The 22,279-nt window shown below is 70.7% G+C and carries 22 protein-coding genes and 1 tRNA gene; 9 read left to right on the forward strand and 14 right to left on the reverse strand.

From position 1 onward, the window contains the following. Nucleotides 1–151: 151 nt before the first annotated feature. Nucleotides 152–1,777, reverse strand: coding sequence for an L-glutamate gamma-semialdehyde dehydrogenase (pruA, locus tag PKF00_RS30500; RefSeq protein ID WP_271221132.1), 1,626 nt, complete (start codon nt 1,775–1,777; stop codon nt 152–154). Further along, the gene (locus tag PKF00_RS30505; RefSeq protein ID WP_271221133.1) at nt 1,777–2,703 is read right to left on the reverse strand and encodes a proline dehydrogenase family protein; all 927 of its coding nucleotides are present in this window, start codon (nt 2,701–2,703) and stop codon (nt 1,777–1,779) included. The genes pruA and PKF00_RS30505 overlap by 1 nt, the downstream gene beginning before the upstream one ends. Before the next feature lie 93 nt (nt 2,704–2,796). On the opposite strand from PKF00_RS30505, the gene PKF00_RS30510 reads away from it, so the two are divergent. After that, nucleotides 2,797–3,864, forward strand: a complete 1,068-nt coding sequence (locus tag PKF00_RS30510) for a PucR family transcriptional regulator (protein ID WP_271221134.1) — start codon at nt 2,797–2,799, stop codon at nt 3,862–3,864. A 15-nt stretch (nt 3,865–3,879) separates the two neighbouring features. Here the strand turns inward: PKF00_RS30510 and PKF00_RS30515 are convergent, their stop codons facing one another. Continuing rightward, nucleotides 3,880–4,374, reverse strand: a complete 495-nt coding sequence (locus PKF00_RS30515; protein WP_271221135.1) for a MarR family winged helix-turn-helix transcriptional regulator — start codon at nt 4,372–4,374, stop codon at nt 3,880–3,882. Between the two features lie 56 nt (nt 4,375–4,430). Between PKF00_RS30515 and PKF00_RS30520 the strand changes: the two genes are divergently transcribed. After that, on the forward strand, nt 4,431–4,835 hold the full coding sequence (locus PKF00_RS30520) for a VOC family protein (RefSeq protein WP_271221136.1): 405 nt from the start codon (nt 4,431–4,433) through the stop codon (nt 4,833–4,835). 35 nt (nt 4,836–4,870) lie between these two features. Here the strand turns inward: PKF00_RS30520 and PKF00_RS30525 are convergent, their stop codons facing one another. The 3 genes from PKF00_RS30525 to PKF00_RS30535 all read right to left on the reverse strand — a co-directional run bounded on the left by PKF00_RS30525 (nt 4,871) and on the right by PKF00_RS30535 (nt 8,974). Further along, nucleotides 4,871–5,521 carry an FMN-binding negative transcriptional regulator gene (locus tag PKF00_RS30525; protein WP_271221137.1) on the reverse strand — a complete coding sequence of 217 codons (651 nt, stop codon included), beginning with the start codon at nt 5,519–5,521 and terminating at the stop codon, nt 4,871–4,873. A 284-nt stretch (nt 5,522–5,805) separates the two neighbouring features. Further along, a complete protein-coding gene (locus PKF00_RS30530; RefSeq protein WP_271221138.1) occupies nt 5,806–6,957 on the reverse strand; it encodes a glycosyltransferase in 1,152 nt (383 codons plus the stop codon). Between the two features lie 157 nt (nt 6,958–7,114). Next, a complete protein-coding gene (locus PKF00_RS30535) occupies nt 7,115–8,974 on the reverse strand; it encodes a SpoIIE family protein phosphatase (RefSeq protein WP_271221139.1) in 1,860 nt (619 codons plus the stop codon). Nucleotides 8,975–9,101: 127 nt separating this feature from the next. Between PKF00_RS30535 and PKF00_RS30540 the strand changes: the two genes are divergently transcribed. Continuing rightward, a complete protein-coding gene (locus PKF00_RS30540; RefSeq protein WP_271221140.1) occupies nt 9,102–9,818 on the forward strand; it encodes an ANTAR domain-containing response regulator in 717 nt (238 codons plus the stop codon). Between the two features lie 119 nt (nt 9,819–9,937). On the opposite strand, the gene PKF00_RS30545 is transcribed toward PKF00_RS30540, so the two are convergent. Continuing rightward, the gene (locus PKF00_RS30545) at nt 9,938–10,309 is read right to left on the reverse strand and encodes an STAS domain-containing protein (RefSeq protein ID WP_271221141.1); all 372 of its coding nucleotides are present in this window, start codon (nt 10,307–10,309) and stop codon (nt 9,938–9,940) included. 193 nt (nt 10,310–10,502) lie between these two features. Between PKF00_RS30545 and PKF00_RS30550 the strand changes: the two genes are divergently transcribed. From PKF00_RS30550 to PKF00_RS30560, 3 genes are all read left to right on the forward strand, one after another. Next, nucleotides 10,503–11,279: a SigB/SigF/SigG family RNA polymerase sigma factor gene (locus tag PKF00_RS30550; protein ID WP_271221142.1), complete on the forward strand. Its 777-nt coding sequence runs from the start codon at nt 10,503–10,505 to the stop codon at nt 11,277–11,279. Between the two features lie 199 nt (nt 11,280–11,478). Further along, nucleotides 11,479–11,856, forward strand: coding sequence for an ATP-binding protein (locus PKF00_RS30555; protein ID WP_271221143.1), 378 nt, complete (start codon nt 11,479–11,481; stop codon nt 11,854–11,856). Between the two features lie 27 nt (nt 11,857–11,883). Further along, complete coding sequence (locus tag PKF00_RS30560; protein WP_271221144.1) at nt 11,884–13,221, forward strand: NAD(P)/FAD-dependent oxidoreductase; 1,338 nt, start codon at nt 11,884–11,886, stop codon at nt 13,219–13,221. 109 nt (nt 13,222–13,330) lie between these two features. Here PKF00_RS30560 and PKF00_RS30565 read toward each other — a convergent pair whose 3' ends face one another. From PKF00_RS30565 to PKF00_RS30580, 4 genes are all read right to left on the reverse strand, one after another. After that, nucleotides 13,331–13,522 carry a hypothetical protein gene (locus tag PKF00_RS30565; RefSeq protein ID WP_271221145.1) on the reverse strand — a complete coding sequence of 64 codons (192 nt, stop codon included), beginning with the start codon at nt 13,520–13,522 and terminating at the stop codon, nt 13,331–13,333. A gap of 3 nt (nt 13,523–13,525) precedes the next feature. After that, nucleotides 13,526–14,176 (reverse strand): hypothetical protein, encoded by a 651-nt coding sequence (locus PKF00_RS30570; RefSeq protein ID WP_271221146.1) that lies wholly within the window; start codon nt 14,174–14,176, stop codon nt 13,526–13,528. 6 nt (nt 14,177–14,182) lie between these two features. Then, nucleotides 14,183–14,815 carry a hypothetical protein gene (locus tag PKF00_RS30575; protein ID WP_271221147.1) on the reverse strand — a complete coding sequence of 211 codons (633 nt, stop codon included), beginning with the start codon at nt 14,813–14,815 and terminating at the stop codon, nt 14,183–14,185. Nucleotides 14,816–15,145: 330 nt separating this feature from the next. After that, a complete protein-coding gene (locus PKF00_RS30580) occupies nt 15,146–15,568 on the reverse strand; it encodes a hypothetical protein (RefSeq protein ID WP_271221148.1) in 423 nt (140 codons plus the stop codon). Between the two features lie 112 nt (nt 15,569–15,680). On the opposite strand from PKF00_RS30580, the gene PKF00_RS30585 reads away from it, so the two are divergent. From PKF00_RS30585 to PKF00_RS30595, 3 genes are all read left to right on the forward strand, one after another. Further along, nucleotides 15,681–15,754 (forward strand) — tRNA-Pro (locus PKF00_RS30585). Between the two features lie 219 nt (nt 15,755–15,973). Further along, complete coding sequence (locus tag PKF00_RS30590) at nt 15,974–16,318, forward strand: HAMP domain-containing protein (RefSeq protein WP_425582189.1); 345 nt, start codon at nt 15,974–15,976, stop codon at nt 16,316–16,318. Between the two features lie 102 nt (nt 16,319–16,420). Continuing rightward, nucleotides 16,421–17,113 (forward strand): aspartate/glutamate racemase family protein, encoded by a 693-nt coding sequence (locus PKF00_RS30595; protein ID WP_271221149.1) that lies wholly within the window; start codon nt 16,421–16,423, stop codon nt 17,111–17,113. Between the two features lie 6 nt (nt 17,114–17,119). Here the strand turns inward: PKF00_RS30595 and PKF00_RS30600 are convergent, their stop codons facing one another. The 3 genes from PKF00_RS30600 to PKF00_RS30610 all read right to left on the reverse strand — a co-directional run bounded on the left by PKF00_RS30600 (nt 17,120) and on the right by PKF00_RS30610 (nt 21,870). Beyond that, nucleotides 17,120–19,162 (reverse strand): ATP-binding protein, encoded by a 2,043-nt coding sequence (locus tag PKF00_RS30600; protein ID WP_271221150.1) that lies wholly within the window; start codon nt 19,160–19,162, stop codon nt 17,120–17,122. 271 nt (nt 19,163–19,433) lie between these two features. Beyond that, complete coding sequence (locus PKF00_RS30605) at nt 19,434–20,813, reverse strand: UDP-N-acetylmuramoyl-tripeptide--D-alanyl-D-alanine ligase (RefSeq protein ID WP_271221151.1); 1,380 nt, start codon at nt 20,811–20,813, stop codon at nt 19,434–19,436. A gap of 13 nt (nt 20,814–20,826) precedes the next feature. Further along, complete coding sequence (locus tag PKF00_RS30610) at nt 20,827–21,870, reverse strand: D-alanine--D-alanine ligase family protein (protein ID WP_271221152.1); 1,044 nt, start codon at nt 21,868–21,870, stop codon at nt 20,827–20,829. Nucleotides 21,871–22,279: the final 409 nt, after the last annotated feature.

The following is a 22,279-nucleotide window of genomic DNA, read 5'->3' on the forward strand; positions in this document are numbered from 1 at the left end:
GGATCGATCCCTGGGCGTGGTCAGGATGGGCAGGGGAGAGAACGGCGACACCCGGGACTCGCCACGAGTCCCGGGTGTCGCCGGTTCGGACGCCGTTGTCCGAGAACCCGGCGTGTTCTGGCCGGACTTCCCCTGGCCGGAACGCGGAAGATCAGCCCTGGTGGGGGTAGCGGTGGTCGGTCGGGGGGACGAACGTCTCCTTGATCGTGCGGGCGTTCACCCAGCGGATCAGGTTGAAGATCGAACCCGCCTTGTCGTTGGTGCCGGACGCGCGGGCGCCGCCGAAGGGCTGCTGGCCGACCACGGCTCCGGTCGGCTTGTCGTTGACGTAGAAGTTGCCCGCCGCGAAGCGCAGCCGCTCCGACGCGGAGGCGATCGCGTAGCGGTCCTGGGCGATGACCGAGCCGGTCAGCGCGTACGGTGAGACGCTCTCCATCTGGTCGAGCACCGTGTCGAAGTCCGCGTCGTCGTAGACGTGCACGCCGAGGATGGGCCCGAAGTACTCCTTGACGAAGATCTCGTCGGTCGGGTCGGAGGACTGCAGGATGGTCGGCTTCACGAAGTAGCCGGTCGAGTCGTCGTAGGAGCCGGTCAGCACGTCGATCGAGTCGAGCCCGCGGGCCCGGTCGATGGCGGCCTTGTGCTTGGCGAAGGCCCGCCCGTCGATGACGGCGCCCATGAAGGTGGACAGGTCGGCGGCCACGTCGCCGATGGTCAGCGACTCGGCGGTGGCGACGAGATCGTCACGGATGACCGACCAGACGGAGCGCGGGACGTAGGCGCGGGAGGCCGCGGAGCACTTCTGGCCCTGGTACTCGAAGGCGCCCCTGACCAGCGCGGTGGTCAGCACCGCCGGGTCGGCGGAGGGGTGGGCCAGCACGAAGTCCTTGCCGCCGGTCTCGCCGACCAGGCGGGGGTAGGACCGGTAGGAGGCGATGTTCGCGCCGACCGTGGACCACAGGTGCTGGAAGGTCGGGGTGGAACCGGTGAAGTGGATGCCGGCCAGCTCGGGGTGGGTCGTCGCGACCTCGGACACGGCGGCGCCGTTGCCGGTCACCATGTTGATGACGCCCGGCGGGAGACCGGCCTCCTCCAGCAGGCGCATGGTGAAGTGGGCGGCGAACTGCTGGGTGGGGGAGGGCTTCCAGACGACGACGTTGCCCATCAGGGCCGCCGACGAGGGCAGGTTCCCGGCGATGGCGGTGAAGTTGAACGGCGTGATCGCCAGGACGAAGCCCTCGAGCGGGCGGTACTCCATCCGGTTCCACACGCCCGGGGACGACACCGGCTGGTCGCTGTAGAGCTGCCGCGCGTAGGCGACGTTGAAGCGCAGGAAGTCGATCAGCTCGCACGCCGAGTCGATCTCGGCCTGCTGGGCCGACTTCGACTGGCCCAGGATCGTGGCGCCGTTCAGCGTCTGCCGGTAGGGGCCGGCCAGCAGGTCGGCGGCCTTGAGGAAGATCGCGGCCCGCTCGTCGAACGACAGGGCGCGCCAGGCGGGCGCGGCCTTCAGCGCGGCGTCGATCGCGGCCCGCACGTCGTCGGCGGTGGCGTCAGCCGTACGGCCGAGCACGGAGGCGTGGTTGTGCGGCTGGACCACGTCGATGGAGGCGCCGCCGCCCATCCGCTGCTCGCCGCCGATGGTCATGGTCAGGTCGAGCTGGGCTCCTGCCAGTTCCTTGACGCGGTTCTCGAGCGCCACGCGTTCGGCGCTGCCGGGCGCGTAGCCGAGGACGGTCTCGTTGGCCGGGGTCGGGACGTTGGAGATGGCATCCATCACTTGCCTCCAAGGGCGCGAAGAAAGAAGGCGATGTTGGCCGGGCGCTCGGCGAGGCGGCGCATGAAGTAGCCGTACCAGTCGTCGCCGTACGGAATGTAGACGCGCATCGTGTGACCGGCGCCCGACAGGGCCTGCTGCTTGTCGGTGCGGATCCCGTAGAGCATCTGGTACTCGTAGTCGCCCCGCGAACGGCCGAAGCGGTCGGCGAGGGTCTCGGTGATCGAGATCAGACGGTCGTCGTGCGTGGCCACCATGGGGTAACCCTGCCCGGACATGAGGATCCGCAGACAGCGGACGTAGGCCTTGTCGACCTCGCCCTTGCTCTGGTGGGCGACCGACGCGGGCTCGGCGTAGGCGCCCTTGACCAGGCGGACCCGCGACCCCTCGTGGGACAGGTCGCGGCAGTCGTTCTCGGTGCGGAACAGGTAGGCCTGCAGGGCGACGCCCGTGGACGGGAAGTCCTCGCGCACCGTCCGCAGGATGGCCAGTGTGGAGTCGACCGTGGTGTGGTCCTCCATGTCGAAGGTCACGGTCGCCCCCGCGGCGTCCGCGGCCTCGCAGATGCGGCGGGCGTTCTCCAGGGCGATCTTGTCGCCGTCCGCGCCGAGCGCCTGGCCGACGGCCGAGAGCTTCACCGAGACCTCGGCGCGGCGGCCGAGCTCCAGCTCGCGCAGTGCGCGCAGCAGCACGATGTAGGCCTCGGCCGTCTGGGCCGCGGCGCCGGCGTCCCGAGTCTCCTCGCCCAGATGGTCGATGGTGACGGCGAGACCGGCGTCGGTCAGCCGATGGACGGCCTTGACCGCCTCCTGGACGCTCTCGCCCGCGACGAAACGATCGACGACCTTACGCGTCAGCGGGACACCGGAGACCGCGCGCCGCACCAGCGGCACTCGCGATCCGGCGAGAAGTAGAGAACCGAGCATGCTTCTAGACTAAAACCTCACATCAGTCAACCCCATGTGCATCTGCCACGACCGATGGGATCCGGTTTCATACAGATGTACAACAATGGTGGGGTGCTACAGGAGACAGTCGACGAGATCGCCGCCAGGCTCGGCGCTTCGGCCACGCTGGAGGACCGCTCCTTCCAGCTTCTGGCCTACGCGGCGCAGAGCGGCGACATCGACATGGTCCGCCAGGAGTCCATCCTCCGCCGCCGCGCGACGCAGGAGGTGAGGGCCTACTTCGAGGGGTACGGCATCGCCGCGGCGAAGGGCCCGGTCCGCATCCCTGCGGACGCCGAACTCGGCGTGCTCGCCAGGGTGTGCGTGCCGCTGCGCTACCTCGAGGTGACCTACGGCTACCTGTGGCTGCTGGACGACGGCACGCTCGACGGCGACGCCCTCGCCTCGGTCTCCGGTCTCGTGGACAGGGCGGCGGCGGTGCTCGCCCAGGACGTCCGCCGCCGCCAGGACCTGGGCAGGAACCTGCGGGAGCTGTTCTCCTCCGACGTCGAGGAGCGCTCGTGGGCTCTGGCGCAGCTCGACCTGGCGGGGCCGGTGGCGGCGATCGCGGTGCTGGGCTCGCCGTCCAGGGTGGCCGCGCTCTGGACGCTCCCGCGCGGGGTGCTCGCCGACCCCGCCTCGCTGGCTCACGGGGAGTCGCTGGTCGCGCTGCTCGCCCCCGCGGGGCAGGCTCTGGAGCTGGCGGGAAGGGTCCAGGAGATGTACGGCACCGCCGCCGGGGTCGGCGACGCGAGGGCGGAGCCCGCCCAGGCCTGGCGGAGCTGGCGGGAGGCCGTGCGGGCGCTCAAGGTCGCCGGCAGGGTGCCGGGGTTCGCCCCGGTGGCGGCCTGGTCCGGCCTCGGCGTCTACCGGATGCTCACCCGCCTGTCCCCGGCCGACCTGCGGGAGCTCGCGGGGGAGAGCGGCGGGCTGGCCGAGGATCCGGAGCTGGCCAGGACCGTGGAGGGCTACCTCGACCGCGCCGGTCACGTGCAGGAGTCCGCGGCCGCGCTCGGCGTGCACCGTCAGACGCTCTACTACCGCCTGGGCAAGGCGGAGCGCCTCACGGGACGCGATCTCGCCGACGGCGAGGACAGGCTGCTGATCCACCTCGCCCTCAAGGCCGCCCGTCTTCTCTGAGCCGCCCGCACGGGGTCACGGCTCGGGCTCCGCCGTTCCCGCGGCGGGCGGGGGAGCGTCGAGACCGCCTGCCCGCAGATGGCCGTGGAGGAGGTGGAGCAGCGCCCGCCACTCCTCGCGTTCCCGCGCGTCCAGCGGCGCCAGCAGGGCCTCGCGCAGCCGTCGTTCCTCCTGCCCGGCCAGTTCGAACATCTCCCGTCCCTGGGGCGTCAGCGTGAGGATGTAGCGGCGGCGGTCGGACGGATCGCGCTCCCGCTCGACCCATCCGGCGTTCACGAGCCGCTCCACCATGTCCACCATGTCGCTCGGGTCGACCCCGAGGAGGCTCGCCGCGGCGCGCTGCACGGTCGGTCCGTGGTCGACGAGGACCGCGAGCACGGCGACGTCCCAGCGGTTCATGCCCCGCTCCGCCAGCCGTTCGGTCAGGCGTCTTCGCACGTTCAGGGCGAGATTGGACAGCACGAACACGTCCAGGTCCAGGAGGCTCTGGGAGAAGTCCGGGGTCGTCACGCCTCAACTGTAGGATACTTCCAATGATTGGTAGTCACCAATGATTGGAGTGAGGGATGGACGCCTTCTACCCCCGGCTGCTCGTGGACGACTTCGCGGGGATGTTCCGCTTCTACCACGGCGTCCTCGGCGAGATCGTCGGGGCGGACCTCTCCAGGGGAGACGAGGGCGGTCCGTACGCCGGCTGGGACCTGCGTGACGACGCGGTCCTCTCCCTGTACGACCGCGCGGCGATGGCGGCCGCCGTCGCGGCCCCCGCCCCCCTCCCGCGCCCTCGCGACCAGGACGGCGTGGCCCTGGTGCTGAGGGTGGACGACGTGGACGCCGCCCTCCGGGTGTGCGAGCGGCACGGCGGCAGCCTCGTGGCCGCCGCGCGGAGGCGTCCTGACTGGGGGCCGACGCTGCGCGCGGCCCACCTGCGCGACCCCGACGGCAACCTGCTCGAGCTCCAGTCCTACTGATCGGACGCCCGGCGGGAGTCCTGCCGCTCCTCCGGTCAGGCGGAGCCGGGCCGCGAGGGCGGGGTCCGGCCCTCGAGCCCGCGGAGAACGCGCGCGCGGGCCGCGGCGTCTCCGGGGCCGCCGCGCTCGGCCAGCCTGTCGGCGACGTGACGCCGGTGCGGCTCGTCGGCGTTGCCGCCGTACTTGAGTTTGCCGCTGATCTCCCTGACCGTCAGCCGCAGGCCGAGGATCCCGCTGAGGCGCCGCTCGTGCGCGGACGGGTCCTCCAGGCCGCCGTCCGCCTCCAGGCGGGCGAGCTGGGCCCTGAGGATCTCCGTCTTGTCCGTCACGCCGGAGAGCACCTCGGCGTGGCAGACGAGCTGGACCGCCGCGTAGTAGGTGGTGGGGACGCCCATCCGGGGATCCTCCGAGCCGCCGGGCAGCGCCTTCCACGCTCCGGGGATGTATGCCCAGTCCCCGGCGACGGAGAGCACCACGGCGGGGTTCTCCCCGATGGCGGCCCAGATCGGGTTGGGCCTGGCCAGGTGGAGCAGGACCGTGCGGTCGTCGGCGAGCAGGAACTGGGTCGGCACGACCACCGGGACGTCACGCCCCCGGCCCGAGGCGATCAGGTGGCCGAACTCGTTGGCCCGGACGAAGTCGAGTGCCTCGTCCTCGGTGGCGGCGTCCCAGGGATGAATCAGCATGCGGTCGAACGTATTTCCATTCGATGTGATCGGCAAGTCGGTTTCCGGCCGCGCGGCAGGGGAGTACGGAGGAGGCCGGATCGCGGGGAGGAACGTCCGCGGCGGGGTCGTACGCGAGACGGACGCCGAGTCCGAAGCCGTGAGGCCGTGCCGGCGGGTGGAGCCGTGCGAGAACCGGGGACACGCGAAACCGGGGCCCCGAACGGGACCCCGGTCCGATGGTGTGGCCGGCGCGCGGGACGGCGCGTGGCCGGCCTCGCGCGGTCGCGCCCGTCGCGGCGCGCTCAGTGCTGGGCGGCCATCGCGTTCTCGTAGACGTGGAGCAGCTCCTGGCTGATCCGCTCCCAGGAGTAGCGGGACCGGGCGCGGTCGGCGCCCGCGAAGCCGATCGCGGTGCGACGGGTGGGGTCGGCGAGCAGCTCACGGGTGAGGCGGGAGGTCTGCGCGGGCCGGTCGGCCGGCACGAGCAGCCCGGTCACCCCGTCCACGACCGAGTCCAGGTGGGCGCCGACCGCGGAGGCGACGACCGGCACGCCGCACGCCATGGCCTCCAGCGCCACGACGCCGGCGGGGGCCTCCCGCGGCAGCGACATGACCACGTCGGCGCTGCGCATCAGCTTGGCCACCGAGGCGTGCGGGACCTGGCCGAGCAGGGTGACCCTGTCCTCGACGCCGACCTCCTTGGCCAGCAGCATGACACGGTGGGCGTCCGCGTCGTGCTCCAGCTCCCCGGCGGCGGGTCCGCCCGCGATGAGCAGCTCGGCGTCGGGAATGCCCCCCAGGGCGCGGATCGCGGTGTACACGCCCTTGTCCTGGGTCAGCGGCCCGACGTGCAGCAGGCGGGGCCGGGTGCCGCGGGCCGCGGCCGGGCCCTGGCGCCGGAAGCGCTCGACGTCGATCCCGCAGGGGATCACCGAGATGTTGCGGCGCGGCACGCCCAGGCGGATCAGCGTGGACTCCTCGTCCCCGCAGCCGGCGATCACCGCGCTGGCCCGGCGGCCGATCGCCCGCTGTACCCGGACCTTCCTGGCGTCGCGGGTGTTCTCGCTGCTGAAGGTCTGGGTGAACGGCACGTCGAGGCCGTTCGCGCCCGCGATGGCGGCCAGGCCGCCGGTCCAGGAGTGCGCGTGGATGATGTCGGGGCGGTCCTGCCCCCAGCGGCGCATGAGCTGGTCGCCCAGGTCCGACAGGTAGGGCAGCACCCGGTCCTCGGGAAGCTCCTCGGCGGGACCGGCGGGCAGGTGTTCCAGCGTGACGCCCTGGGAGACACGGACCCGGGGCCTGTCGGCGTCGGAGTTCCTGCGGGTGTAGATCGTGACCTTGTGCTCACGGCCGAGCTCTCTGGCGACAGCCATGAGGTGGGCCCGCTGCGTGGCGACGTCGTCCTTGCTCTGGTCGGCGGACGGAGCGTCGGAGGAGACGAATGCAATGTTCACGGCACACCTCTGGGAGGAGATAGGCATGAAAAGCCTGTGATCCTTCAGGGGTGCCTGCTTCTTAGGCACTCATCTGCGATGAACATGACCATACCCAATTCTCGGCCTTTGGCAAACCTTAAACTTTCTCCGCAATTCGGGCTCTTGAGGCGTCCGCCTACACGACCCGCAGCGCGAGTATCACGATCTCGTCCCACACGCGTCCGCTGGAGAAGGCGTGGCGGTCCTCCTCGATCGCCTTGACCACGGTGGCCGGAGACTGCCCGACGCAGCGCGCCAGCACGTCGGCCAGGCGGTTCTCGCCGTACGCCTCGCCCTGGTCGTTCTGCGACGCGACCAGCCCGTCCGAGTAGAACACCAGGGTCTGGCCCGAGGTCAGCGTGAGCTCCTCGGTGAACATCTCGGCCTCGGGGGAGATGCCGAGCGGCACGCCGCCGCCCGCGGTGAACCGTACTCCGCCGTCGGGCTGCAGGAGGGCGGCCGGATGGTGTCCCGCGCTGGCCAGCATGATCCTGCGGGCCCTGACGAACCCGGCGACCGCCATCACGAACATCCCGGTGTTCTGCGCCTCCAGCGCGTGGTTCAGCTTGCGCAGGGCCTCGGCGGGGTCGGACTCCCAGACGCTCAGCACCCGCAGCCCGTTGCGCGCCATGGCGCTGACGGAGGCCGCCTCCTCGCCCTTGCCGACCGCGCCTCCGAGGGCGAAGCCCCAGCCGTTCCGCACCGGGAAGACGTCGTAGAACTCGGCGCCGACCGGGCTCGACCCCGCGTGGTAGATCGCCGCGGCCTCGACTCCCGGGATGTCGGGCAGGCTCCGGGGCACGACGCTGGTGCGCAGCGCGTCGGCGGCCTGGGAACGGGTCTGGAAACTGCGCCTCGCGCGCAGGGCGAGCCCGAGATGGGCGCCGATCTCCTCCATCAGGCCCAGGTCGGCCAGGGAGAACGGCTCACGGTCGCGCAGCCGTACCAGGGTGAGGGAGCCCAGCGCGCCCGTCTCGCCCTGGATCGGAACGATCAGCAGCGACGCCGCGCCCATGACCCGCAGCAGCGGCGGGCCGCCGGGGACCTCCCCCAGCAGCGTCTCCTCCTCCAGCATCTCGTGGACCACTCCGGAGCCCCCGGTCAGCACGTGGGCCACGGCGGGCGCCGTCAGCGGGGTCAGGCCCTCGATGAGGCGGACCAGCTCGGTCACCGGCTTGTCGCTCGGCCCCAGCACGACGGCCCGCCGGGGAACGCCGTCGCGGACCACGTCGGCGATCACCCAGTCGGCCGTCTCGGCGGCCAGCAGTCGTGCGGCGCGGGTGACGGTCACCGGCTGGCGCAGGCTCTCCTCGTCCAGCAGCAGGCGGGTCATCCTGGACAGCAGTTCCTGGCGGCGCGCGGCGGCCATGACCAGGGAGGCGTCCGACCGGTCGACGGGACCGGGACGCTCCCCGGTCACCTGGGCCTCCAGCGGGAGGATCACGACCGCGATCATCTCCTGCGGCTCGCCGGGCATGCTCAGCCTGGTGACGGCGAGCTGCACCGTGTGCGCGCGGCCCTGGTGGGCCAGCCGGGTCTGGAACGTCGCGGTCTGGCCTCCCTGCTGCACCGAGGTCAGGTGCGAGCGGAAGGCCGCCCGCCGGGAGACGTCGACGAGCAGCGGGAACGAGCGGCCGATCAGGTAACCGGCCGGGCTGCCGAGCATCTGCGAGGTCTCGGCGCTGATCCGCCGGACCACCCCCGAGGCGTCCAGCACCACCACGGGGACGGGAAAGGTGCGGAACACCTGCCGCAGCAGCTTGAGCTCCCGCTGGGAGCCGCTCTCCCGCTCCCCGGACCGCTTGGGCGCCTTGCGCAGCTCGCGCAGGGACGCCTCCAGCAACTCGCGGGCGGTGTCGAGCTCGGCGAGAGCCGCGTCAAGTGTGGACCGGGGGTCGGCGGGGTAGGCGGACCTCGCCTCGCGCAGGGAGGAGACCCTGGCCGTGAGCGCGGTGAGCGCTTGCTCCAGGGCGTGAAGGCCAATGGCGTCGGTCAATGCTCGTCCTCGTCAGCGGGCCGGGGTGGGGCCGGTCCCGTCGTAGACGGTACGCCACCCGGTGGGTCGAATCGATGCGCAGTCAGATAGTGATTAAGTTAGCGAAACAGGGAAGGGGTTTCGTGACATGGACATGGTCACTCCCGTTCTCGCACGAGATCTCGCCGCACTCGGCAGGGTCAGCGAGGAGACGTCGAGCGAGAGCGTGCTCCGAGGGCTGACCGCCACGCTCGCCGGAGGGGTTCCCGGCTGCGCGGGCGGCTCGGCCGAGCTCTGGCGGGAGGAGCGCGTGGTCGTCTCCGCCTCGCACAGCGAGCTCATCGTGCTCGTCGACAGTGAGAGCGACCTGGGACAGGGGCCCTCCGCCGAGGCCCGTGCCACCGGTCGTCCCGTGATCGTCCAGGACGTTCTGCGCGACTCCCGCTGGCCCGCCTACCTCGGCATGGCGGTCCGCTGCGGCGTCCGCTCCGTCCTGTCCATGCCGATCACCGTCGAGCGCGCCGTTTTGGTCCTCGGCCTGTACGGCGTGCGCCCCGGCGTCTTCGCCGCCAGGAGCGTCCCCCCGCTGGCGGACATGCTCGCCGAGCAGGTGACCGTGGCGCTGGCGAACATGTGGGACTACGACGAGGTCAGGACCGACGCGGCCCAGATGCAGGAGGCGCTGGCGGGGCGGGCGATCATCGACCAGGCCAAGGGCATCATCATGAAGTCCAGCGGCTGCTCCGCCGAGGCCGCCTTCGACGAGCTGCGCAGGGTCTCCCAGCATCACCAGGTGAAGGTGGCGGACCTGGCCAGGCTGCTGGTCGACGAGCACCAGCGCAACCGGGGCGGGAAGACGGGCTGAGGGCGGCGTCTCGCCAGGGGCGCCGGACCGGGCCGGACGCGGGGACAGGGCGTCGGGCGCGGGACGGGGTTCTCCAGCCGGGACACGGCCGGCCTCGTGGCCGGAAACGGCCGGCTCTCCTAGCCGAACGCGGCCAGCGCGTCGTCGATCGTGTCGTAGAGCGGCAGACGCTGGGCCAGGCCCGTTATCCACATCACCTTGGTCTTGGCGTACTCGACTCCGATGAGCGCGAACTTTCCGCCCGCGTTCGTGCTGAGCTGCCAGTGGTGGACGATCAGACCGAGCGCGCGGGAGTCCATGAAGGTCACCCCGCCCAGGTCCAACGCCATGTCGGGGCCGTGCTCGCTCACCTCGGCCGCCAGGTAGTCGGCGAACTGATCCCTGGTCGTCGCGTCAAGCAGGCCGGTCACCCGGATCACGTTGATCCCGCCGACCAGCGCCGACGTCAAAGTCAGTGCCGCCGCTCTCTCGCCGTTTTCCGACACCGTCACTCAGGTCCTCCTAGCCGTTCGATTAGCAACCTTACTGTTACCTGCAGGCGAGCAATACTCCCGGAATCGGGGTAATACTAGAACCGAGGTCCAGCAGAGGGCCTCGCCTCGAAAAGTGGTCGAGGCGATGCCGTCTGCCCGGATGTTGCTCCGTGGCTCCGGCTCCGCCCGACAGTCATACCAAGGAGCAGCAATGTCTGTTCAGGCCCTCGAACTCACCGACATGACCGCCGAGGACCTCCTCGCCGAGATGGTTCTGCCCGAGATCTCCGAGTACCGCGCCGAGCGTCTGCGCGAGCGCCTCGTCGAGATGCACCGGCCGCTCGCCATGGAGATCGCCCGCCGCTACCGCTACCGCGGCGAGCCGCTGGAGGACCTTCTCCAGGCCGCCTACGTCGGGCTGATGAAGGCCATCAACGGATTCGACCCGACCCTCGGCCACGCCTTCCGCGGCTACGCGGTCGTCACCATGACCGGTGAGGTCAAGCGTCACTTCCGCGACCGCACCTGGGCGATCCGGGTGCCGCGCGTCTACCAGGAGCGCAGGGCCGAGCTGAACCGGCTGGTCGCCGACCTCAGCCAGGACCTCGGCCGTTCCCCGACGGTCGCCGAGCTCGCCGCGAAGATGAAAATCAGCGAAGAGGACGTCCTGCTCACCCTCGACGCCTCCGCCGCCTACAGCGCCCTGTCCCTCGACGCGCCGCTCGGCGCGGACGACGACGCGGCGGCGCTCGGCGACGTCATCCCCGACGAGGACGACGCTCTGGGCGTGCTCGTCGACCGCGAGGCGGTGAAGCCGCTGATCGACAAACTGCCGGCCCGCGAGAAGAACATCCTGCTCCTGCGCTTCTTCGGGAACATGACCCAGGCCGAGATCGCGGCGGAGTTCGGAATCTCCCAGATGCACGTTTCCCGTATCCTGCGGAAAGTGCTGGACCAGCTCCGTGCGGAACTGGTCGCCGAATGCTGAATACACCGCCCTTCACCGGGCACCCACATCGGCGACGGCACGACGAGGCATAGGGTGCGTTCGAAATGATCCCCAGGTGCTGAGGACGATGGCGCGGTGGGACAGGGGAGGCGGATCTCGCGTGAACGAGGACGGTGTTCGTCCGGCTCGCTTCCTGGCGAGCGGCGACCGTTCCCGGCTTCCCTCAGCCGGAGCTCCCGTGGCCGAGCTTGCCTTCTGCCTGCCCGACCTGCCCGACGTGCGTGACTTCGCCACCGCCCAGGCCGTGCAGAGCGGAATGTCCGAGGAGGCGCTGGCCGACTTCCTCGTGGCGGTGAACGAGGTCGCGACCAACGCCGTCACGCACGGGCACCCCACCGCCAAGGCCGTGCTGCGAATGTGGTCCGTCGGCAGGGTCCTCGTCGTGGAGATCCACGACGAGGGCCGGTGGACCCCGGAGACGCCCCCCGGGCAGACCCCTCCCGCGCCCCACGCCACCAGCGGCATGGGTCTGTGGGTCGCCCGCATGGTGAGCTCCGACATCAGGTTCGAGACCGGGGCGGCGGGCACGTTCATCACGATGTCCTTCAAGGTCTGACCGGGCTTTTCGGGGTACGCCCTGGTCATGACCGAACCCACCCGCGTCCTGATCGTCGGCGGCGGCTACGTCGGCATGTACGCCGCCCTTCGCCTGCAGCGCGAACTCCGCCGCCACGAGGCCCGGATCACCCTCGTGGACGCCGATTCGTACATGACCTACCAGCCGTTCCTGCCGGAGGCCGCCGCGGGCAACGTCGAGCCCCGGCACGTCGTCGTCTCCCTGCGCAGGGTCCTCGACAGGTGCCGGATCCTCAACGGCTGGGTGGTCGGCGTCGACCCCGTGGCGCGCACCGTCGACCTCCGCCCGCACGGAGGACCCGGACGCGTCCTGGAGTACGACATCCTGATCCTCGCGCCCGGCTCCGTCTCCCGCACCCTGCCCATTCCCGGCCTGGCCGAGTGCGGGATAGGTTTCAAGAACCTCGAGGAGGCCATCCACCTGCGCAACCACGTGCTGGGGCAGCTCGACCTGGCCGACTCCACCACCGACGACGCGACCCGCGCCAGGGCGCTGACCTTCGTGTTCGTCGGCGCGGGCTTCGCGGGCGTCGAGGCGCTCGCGGAGCTGGAGGACATGGCCCATGACGCCTGCGCGTACTACCCGACGATCGAGCCCGGCCAGATGCGCTGGATCCTGGTGGAGGCGACCGACCGCATCCTGCCCGAGGTCGGCCCGGAGATGGGGCGATGGACGCTGGAACAGCTTCGCGGCCGGGGCGTCGACGTGCGGATCCGCACCCGGCTGCTGTCCGCCGTCGGCGGGCGCGTCGTGCTCGACGACGGGACCGAGTACGACACCGACACCCTCGTGTGGACCGCCGGGGTCAGGCCGCACCCGCTCGTGCGCGCCACCGGGCTTCCCCTGGACGCCGCGGGCCGGCTGAAGGCGACCGCCGAGCTGACCGTCGAGGGGGCCCGCGACGTCTTCACGGCCGGTGACTGCGCCGCCGTACCCGACCTCACCAGGCCGGGGGAGACGTGCGCCCCCAACGCCCAGAACGCCGTCCGGCAGGCTCGCACGCTGGCGGACAACGTGGTGGCCACGCTCAGGGGCGGGGAACTGCGGCCCTACCGGCACGCCTACGCCGGGTCGGTCGCGGGACTGGGGCTCCACCAGGGGGTGGCGCAGATCTACGGGCACAAGCTGCACGGCATGCCCGCCTGGTTCATGCACCGGACCTACCACCTGTCGCGGGTCCCGACGCTGAACAAGAAGGTGCGGATCCTCATCGACTGGACCCTCGCGCTGCTGTTCCGCAGGGAGATCGTCTCCCTCGGCCAGCTGAGCGATCCCCGCAAGGAGTTCGAACGCGCGGCCAGGGCGGACCGGGAGGGCAGGGCGGAAGAGCCTGTTCTCCGATGAGCGCGCGAAGGGGGCGCCGTCCGTGGCCGGACGGCGCCCCCTTCGCGGGTGGCACAGGAGATCCCGTGGTCCTGCGGGTGTCGGTCCGGGGAGCCGACACCCGGGAGGCTCAGCGCCTGCGGCGCCACGACCCCCCGGTTCCGGTCCGCACACCCGCCGTGCCGACCCCGGCCTGGTGCAGCGCGAGCAGCAACAGGCCGCCGAGAATGAAGGTCGTGCCGGTGATGCCGCCGATCCTGGTGTTGATCAGGTCGAGCAGCAGGCCGAGGCCGAAGACGACGGCGGCGGCGATTGCGAGCATGTGTCACCTCTTTCCGGTGGACAGGTCAAGGAGCTGCTCCAGCAGCGCCCGATAGTCACGCAGGGCGGTGCGAAGGTCTTCGGTGTCGTTCCGCTCGGCGCCCTTCCAGCGGCCCTGAAGGTCGGAGGTGCGGGCCTCGAGCGCGGCGCGCAGGGAGTCGGTGATCTCCGTGACGAGGGAGTCGGCGCGTTCGACCGAGTCGCGCGGGTCGTCCACGAAGCTCGCCTGGACCTCCTGCCAGCGACGCCGCACGTCCTCGGAGTCCTGGTCGAACAGCGGCCTCGTGTGCGCCGGGTGCGCGGGTCCCGGTCGTTCGGCCTGCCCGGCCGTCGCCGGCGCCGGGTTCGCCGGATCCTCGGGGTCGGTCTGGTGTGAGGGGTCGACCTGGTAGGCCGGGTTCAGCGGGTCCCTGTCGGGCGCGTGACCGGGCAGGGGCCCCCTCAGGTCGTCGCTCAGGCCGTCACGGCGGTCATCGGGCCGCTCACCGTGCGGCCCGCCCTCAGGGGCGTCGTGGCGTGCGGCGGGCGCGTCCTCGCGGTGCGGCTCCCGGAAGTCCGGCGTCACCTCGTCGATGCGCTGTGAGGGGACGTTCACCTCGCTGTCGGTGTTCCTGTAGACAAGACGGTCTTCGTTGCGGCCGGGTCGATCGTTCATCTCGGATCACTGTCCTCGTACGTCGCGTCGGCCGGTCCGCTCCTCGGTCGTCTCCTCGCGGCCCGGACCGGTCCGCCACGTGGAGTGATCGCCGTCGCCCGCGCCGCCGGGAGCCTCCAGCAGCTCCTCGAACAGGGCGCGGTAGTGAACCATGGCCTGCCTGAGCTCCTCGGTCGACGCCTCCTGGCGGGCGGCGCGGCTGCTGATCTCGTGGGCCAGCCGGTAGTGGTCGAGGGTGCGGCCGTGCGCGACCGACAGATCGGACAGCCGCTGCTCGAAGTCCTCGGTCGGATACCCCCGCTCCGCCATCACGGAGGTCACCAGGTGATCGGCCTCGGTCACCGCGAATCCGGGGGCGTCGACGAAGCGTTCCTGGACCTCCATCCACTTCTTCGCGTAACCGTCGCGGGTCCCCGGAGCCAGCGGGCGGATGTCAAGGGAGCTGAAACGCTGCTCACGGGCCAGGAGCTCCTGCTCGGCCTCTCGCCGGTTCTCGCGCTCCTGCACGGCGCGGTCGTATTCAGGGCCGAAACGGTCGCGAAGTCGGTGCCGGCGTTGCTGTTGCAGTACGGCGTAGCCGACTGCGACGATCGCCACCACCGCGACCACTACCACGGCCACCCAGATCACGGTGGACATGTCTGCCTCCGGTTGTGTAAGCGTTTGTCCCCGTGCGCTGCCCCAGGGTCCCGCTTCGAAACCGGCCGCCCTCATCCGTGATTCGCTGCCGTGAAAATCGGATTCAGCGTTTCACAAGGCTTTGCCGGGTAGTGAAAACAGCTTTGCCCGGCACCTTGCCGGCCTGTCGCCGAACATTCGTCCCCGTGCCTCCGGCGGCGGATTCCAGACGCGCGGTTCAGCCGCGGGAACGGGCCCGCGGTCGTGGCCGGACGTCGCGGGCGCTCCGGCCGGGGCCGTCGAGATCCCTGAGGCTCATGGCTCCGTCGTCAGGCCTCGACTCGGCCGGGCTCAGTAATCGAGGGCTTTTCGCGCCTCGGCCGCGAGCGTCCCGACGAGCGACCCCTCGGACGGTGCGGGCACCTCGTGGAAACCCGTCCCCGGGTCGTAGGAGATGTCCAGCCCGCCGGAGACCAGCCGGTCGGCCCAGCGCAGCGCGGTGTTGAGCTTCTCCGGGGGGATCGCGCGTCCCTGCGCGACCGACGACAGGTTGCGCAGGTTCGTCGCCGGACCGGACTGGTTGTGCGAGCGCTCCAGCTTCCACGGGATGGCCCGAGAGTGGTCGAGCATCGGCTTGGAGAGCCCGGCGGCCCGCTTGGCCTGCAGGATCCCCGACTCGCTCACCCCGAACCGTGCGGCCAGCTCCGCGTTGGACAACCCCTCTCCGGCCAGCCTCCGCAGCTCCTCATGATCGATCAGCGCCCTGCGCCCCACCCGCACCCGTCCTTCGCATGATCACCTGTGCCCGGCGGACACCTTGGCGTGCGCATGTCCACCCGATCTGCGCTAAGGTTATGACGTCTAGCCCGAAAGGGCGAAGGACGACCGGGACGTAGCGCAGCTTGGTAGCGCACTTGACTGGGGGTCAAGGGGTCGCAGGTTCAAATCCTGTCGTCCCGACGGTTGAAGGGCAGGTCAGGGCCTCTCTCACTTCGGTGAGACGGGGCCTTTCTGCTGTCCGCTCACAATTTCTCGCATCGGCTTTTCGATCATCCGAACAGCTCGTCGAGCCGCTTCGTAACCGCCTTCGGATGAATCGCGTCCGGATGGACGCAGACCCGCTCGGCCACCGTTGAGAGCCGGAGCGGTTCATCCGAGCACGGACACGGCGCGTACACAGTGCCGCGCACGGCCGGCGGAGGTCAGCGGCCGTCGGCCGAACGATTGATGAAGGTGTCAGTCGAGGGACAGCCCGCGAGCGGGTCACTCTCCCACCGGATCCGGTTGGAAGGCCGCAAGGACGAGATCCGCGAACTCGTCGACGCCTTCGACACGATGCTCGCACGGCTCGAAGCACACGTCGCCGAACAGCGGAGATCCGCAGCCAACGCCTCTCACGAACTGCGCACCCCGCTGGCGATCTCGCGGTCACTTCTCGACGCGGCCCGCAATGATCCGACACACGACCGCGGCGAACTCGTCGACCGCCTTCACGCCGTCAACGCTCGAGCGATCGTTTCCTGATCACAAATTGCCAAGGCCGCCTCGGTCCAATGAACAGTTTTTGGTCTGCGAAATGAGCAAGGGCTCCGTCTAGCCTGCCGAGACGGTAACGGACGGAGAACCATGCGTACTATCGGACTGATCGGCGGATTGAGCTGGGAATCGACCGTCATTTACTACCAGATCATCAACCAGCGCGTACGCGAGCGCCTCGGCGGCAGCCATTCCGCCAACAGCCTGATCTGGTCGGTCGACTACACGACCGTCGAGGATCTCATCTTCGCCGGCCGGTGGAAGGAAGTGGGCGAGCTGCTCGCCGACGCGGGCGTCCGGCTGGAGGCCATGGGCGCCGAAATGTTGCTCATCTGCAGCAACACCTTCAGCCGGGTGAACGACGAGGTGGAGCGGGCGACGAGCGTTCCGGTGCTGCACATCGCCGACGCCGTGGGCGCCGAGGTCAGCGCCAGGGGGATGCGCAAAGTGGGCCTGTTGGGCACCCGTTTCACCATGGAGGAGCCCTTCTACCGGGACCGGCTGGCCGGGCACGGCTTCGAGGTGGTCGTCCCCGAGCGCGCGGAGCGCGAGCTGGTCCATCGGGTGATCTACGAGGAGCTGGTGCGCGGGGTGCTGCGGCCCTCGTCCAGAGACGCCTACGCGCGCACGATCGCCGGCCTGGCCGCCCGGGGCGCCGAGGCCGTCATACTCGGCTGCACCGAGATCGAACTGCTGATCAGCGACAAGGACACCGCCATCCCGCTGCTGCCGAGCGCCCGGCTGCACGCGGAGGCGGCGGTCGGCTTCGCCCTGGCCGGCTGACCACGCTCAGGTCGAATCGTGAAGTTCGCGGCGCCAGAGCTCCTCGCAGAGGCGTCCGATGCCCGCGAGCAGGTGACGGCGATAGGTGGTGAAGGACAGGCCGAGGCGTTCGGCGGCGGCCTCCTGGGTGGGGGCGCCACGCAGGTAGGTGACGTCGAGGGCGCGGTGCGGCTTGCCGGCCCGCGGATCCCGGCCCAGGTCGCGAATGCCCTCTTCGAGCAGTTCGCGCAGGGCTCTGACGGGGTCGGCCCGACCGGCGAGCAGCCTGCTGCGGGTGAGGGGGTTGGCTGCCAGCTCCCTGTGTTTCGACAGGTGACGCAGGGCTTTGCGGACGGCGTCGGTGAACTCCGCCTCCGACATCACCGCCAGCTCCGGCTCGGGCTTGACCGGAACCTCGTGCGTGCCGGTCGGCAGCAGCCGCTCGAGCCAGACCTGCGCGGGCACGGCCCGCCAGTCGTGGGCGAGCAGGACGTACTCGGTGTCCCCCTCCCACGCGTGATCCCCGAGGCCGTGCATGTTGTAGTACCCGGAGTGCCCGCTCAAGGGGTCGTCGCCGCGGATGGCCATGAACGACCAGGCCATGCGTTCCGAGCGCAGGCACCAGCCCACGGTCCGCCATCGGATGAGGTTCGTCACCGGCGAGGTGCCCCAGTAGCGCTTGCGCACCCAGCTCCGGTTGACGGCCAGGTGTTCGCCGGGCCGCAGCGGGGCGGTGGCGCGGGCGGTGTTCCAGGCCGTGGCGACGACCGGGTCAGCCTGCGCCTCCGCCTCCGAGTGCTCGTCCAGGCGGAGCCAGGCGCAGGCACCTGCCAGCTCACCGGTCGTGGTGCGCCGGTAGAGACGGAACGCCTGCGGTTGCCAGGCCGTCCAGTGGGAGACGGCGGCCACCGTCGCGGGGTCCCACTCGGCGGCCAGGCGCAGCAGGTCGTCGGTGTCCTCAGGTCGGAAGGCGGCCTCGTACACCTCGCCCTCACCGTGCCGGAAGTGCGGCTCCGGCGTCCTTCCTTCGCCGCGGTGCAGGTAGAACAGCGAGCCGACGGCTCCGAGCACGTCCGCGTCTTCGGCGGCGCGGATCTGCTGCGTGAGGCGGTCCTCGATGCGCCGGTGCATGTGGGCGTAGCCCTGCGGGTCGCGCCAGCGCAGGTCGGCTTCGAGGATCTCGCGTACGACGTCGTGCGGATACAGCCCGAGCGGGCTCGACTCGACGAACGGCAGCCGCCGCAGCCAGGAGAACAGCTCCGCCGCGTCCTCGTCGGGCAGCACCGTGCGCAGCACGTCCTGTGTGGTCATGTACGTGTGCGCGCAGACCTCCAGGGCATGCCGGTGCGCCGGACCGGGCACCTCGCCGACGAGCTGGTCGAGCAGAGTGGCGACCACGTCGTGGGTGGGCGTCCAGCGGGAGCCCGCGGCGCTGTCCTTGATCGCCACCGCGGCCCCGAGCGACAGGGCGAGCGGGTGCCCGCCGGCGAAGGCGAGCAGCGGATCGAGCAGTTCGCCGGTCACGCCACGGGAGTCCAGCAGCGCGGCGGCGTCCTCGGGCTCCAGCTCGCCCAGTGCGATGACCTGCAAAAGGTCGGCCCAGCCTGGATCGGCCTGCCACACCATGTCCGGGGGCACCCGCCCGGCCACCACGACCAGCGCGCCGACCGGCAGCCGCGGCAGGAACCGCTCGCGCAGCCAGCCTTCCAGGCCCTGGAGGCGCTCGAAGGCGTCGATCAGCAGCACCGCGCCCTCGTCGGCGAGCATCGACCTGGTCTCGGCCAGGAAGGCCGCGGGGGATGGGTCGAACATCCGCCCATCCAGCACCAGCACGTTGCGGTCGGCCTCCGTGGCCCGCTGGGCGTAGCGTCTCAGCAGCGCCGACTTGCCGATGCCGCCGGGGCCGTGCAGGAACAGCACTCTGCCGCCGCTGTGCAGCGCCTCGTCGAAGGCGGCGAGCTCCTCCTTCCGCCCGACGAAGGCTCGCTGCCTGGCCGCCTGGAGACGCCCTTCCAGGCGCCCGGCGTATCGCCCCTCTTCAACGACCTCGCAGACCACTGCGAATCTCATACCAGACAGTCCAGAGGCCATCCCGGTAACCTCGACCCGTAACCAATGGCAGGTGGCATACCGATTACTCTAGCGCTGGAAAGTGGCAAGGATCGCAGTATTGCGACGTAAATCGTAATAAGTCACACGTGCGTCGTATCGGTTCGCGCCATGCCAGATGATCACCGCATGCTTCGTTAAGCCGCGCGCGACAGGCCGTACTTCTGACCAGCGATTCCCGCGCCATTGCAGCGGAATAGACTAACTGTCAATACATGGTCAATATGTCTGATCATGAACCGGCCAGCGCAATCGCGCAAGCGCTCAGGCCGTATTCACTGGACGCCTTCACGAACACCACATCGCCCGGTTCGAGCAACCCGGTGGCCAGCCTGACGGCCTCCGGTACGTCCTCGGCCGTGTGCACGGTCACGCCCAGGCCGGCGTTCTCGGCCTCCAAGGCGGCGGCGCGCGGGTCGTCGTCGCCGACCGCGATCAGCACGTCTATGCCCAGCTCGGCCACCAGCCGTCCCACCTGCGCGTGCCGGGCCCGCGAGGCGTCGGCTTGCTGCCCCATCCCGCCGAGCACGGCGACGGTGCGGCGACCGCCGGCCAGCGCCTTGAACGCGCGCAGCCCGGCACGCATCGACTCCGGGTTGGCGTTGTAGGCGTCGTTGATCACGGTGACGCCGTCGGGCCGGTCGAACAGCTCGAAGCGGCCAGAGGAGCGGGGTCTGGCCGCCGTCAGCGCGTCGGCGATCTGCTCGGCGGACAGCCCCAGCGTGTGTGCGGCCGCGGCGGCGGCCAGCGCGTTGGCGACCTGGTGCTCGCCGATGAGGCCGAGCTCGACCCTGGCGCGGCCCGAGGGCGTCACCAGGTCGAAGGCGGGCCTGGCCAGGTCGCCCATCGACACCTTCTCTGCGCGTACGTGGGCGCCCGCCGCCGTGCCGTACAGCACGATCCGGGCCTGGGTGCGCTTCGCCATGCCCACGACGTACGGATCGTCGGCGTTGAGCAGCGCGTACCCGTCGGGCGGCAGCGCCTCGACCAGTTCGCCCTTGGCGGCGGCCACGTCGGCGAGCCCGCCGCCCATGCGCGAGATGTGCGCGGCGCCGACGTTGAGCACCAAGCTCAGGTGCGGCGGCGCGATCCCCGTCAGGTACGTCAGGTCGCCCTTCCTGCCCGCGCCCATCTCCAGCACCAGGTACCGGGTCGCCGGGTCGGCGCACAGCACGGTGAGCGGCAGCCCCAGCTCGTTGTTGAACGAGCGGTCGGTGGCGATCGTCGGGGCACACGGTTCGAGTATCTGGGCCAGCAGGTCCTTGGTCGTGGTCTTGCCGACGGAGCCGGTCAGCGCGATCACGGTGGGTTCGAGCCGGGCGAGCACGTGTGCGGCCAGCACGCCCAGCGCCCGCTGCACGTCCTCGACCACCAGCGCGGGCACGCCCACGGGGCGGGCGGCCAGCACGGCCGCGGCGCCGTCGGCCACGGCCCGGGCCGCGTAGTCGTGGCCGTCCACCTGGGCGCCGACGACGGCGGCGAACAGGCCGCCCGGCGTCACCTCGCGGGAGTCCACCGCCGCGGGCGCGGTCACCGGCGCCCGCGGCTCGGTCACGTCGTGCAGGTCGGCGTCGACGACGCGCGCGATCTCGGCCAGCGTCATGGGGATCATGTGTTGCTCCTGGTTAGTGCCAGGTCGTAGGGGTGGTTCGTGCGTTGCTTCTCGCGAACGCCAGGTCGATGAGGCGGCCGAGCAGGTCCGGGTACGGGACCCCGCCGGCCTCCCAGGCCCTGGCGTAGACGGAACGAGGGGTGAAGCCCGGCATGGTGTTGATCTCCAGCACGTACAGGCGGCCGGTCTCCTCCTCATAGAGGAAGTCCACGCGGGACAGGCCGTAGCCGCCGATCGCCCAGTAGGCGCGCAGCGACAGCTCGCGCACCTCGTCGGCGACCCGCTCGGGCAGCGCCACCGGGATCGTGGCGATCTCGGCCCGGCTGAGGTACTTGGCCTCGTAGTCGAGCCAGTCGCCGCTCACCCGCAGTTCTCCCACGACCGAGGTCGCCGGGTCGTCGTGGTCGCCGAGCACGCCGCAGATCAGCTCGCGGGCGTGCACGCCCTGCTCGACGATCACCATCCGGTCGTAGGTGAGGGCCAGCTCAACGCCCGCGCGCAGTTCCTCGACGGAGGTGACGCGGGAGATGCCGATGGAGGAGCCCATGCTGGCCGGTTTGACGTACATCGGCCACTCCAGTGACTTCACCAGGCTCAACGGGTCGGTCGTGCCGCGCCAGTCGTGCTCGGTCAACCAAACGTGCGGGGTGACTGGGATGTCCTCGGCCAGGAATGAGCGCCGCATCGCGACCTTGTTCATGGCCACGGCCGAGGCCAGCACCCCGCACCCCACGTACGGCAGGCCCAGGACCTCCAGGTGCCCCTGGATGACGCCGTCCTCGCCGTACGGACCGTGCATCACGGGGAAGACCACGTCGGCCACGTCGGCGGACAGGTCGAGCGGCCATCTGCCCTGCCGGTCGACGATGACGGGGACGGGGACGTACCGGTCCTTCGGCAGGGCGTTGAGCACCGCCTGCGCCGACTGCAGCGACACCTCGTGCTCGGGAGACGGCCCGCCGGCCAGCACGGCCACGCGCAGCCGTTCTGTCATGATCGCGATCAGCCCTCCTGCCCAGGAGTTCACCGGCGGCGCCTGTCCGGCCGCCTCAGTCAACCCGCAGAGTCTGAACGCCCGATCTGTTCGGTTCCCAGACCATTCGCTGCCCAATTTCTGGTCACCCCGCGCGGCCTCCCGGGCAGGCCTCAACCCCGCGGGAAGCCCGAACCGGCACCCGAACCCACGCATCGTCCGCACGTGGACAGGCGCCGCCGGGTCATCCTCGATCAACGACACTCGCGACACGCCGCCGAGTCTCACAGCACGCTTCGTAACCCGCCCGCCGGTCGACCCCGTCCGCTGCCGGCCGGCCGCGTCCCGCCCCGTTCGCGCCATGTCATGGTTGTGTCACGGTCGCGCCGGCGATCACCGCCGTCGAGAAACGGTGACATACGGGGGATAAAGCACGCACATTCGGCGCCAATCGTAGTCGCCATGAACGAACCACACACGCTCCCGACTCGGC

The organism is Streptosporangium carneum, from assembly GCF_027922005.1.
Lineage (GTDB): Bacteria > Actinomycetota > Actinomycetes > Streptosporangiales > Streptosporangiaceae > Streptosporangium > Streptosporangium carneum.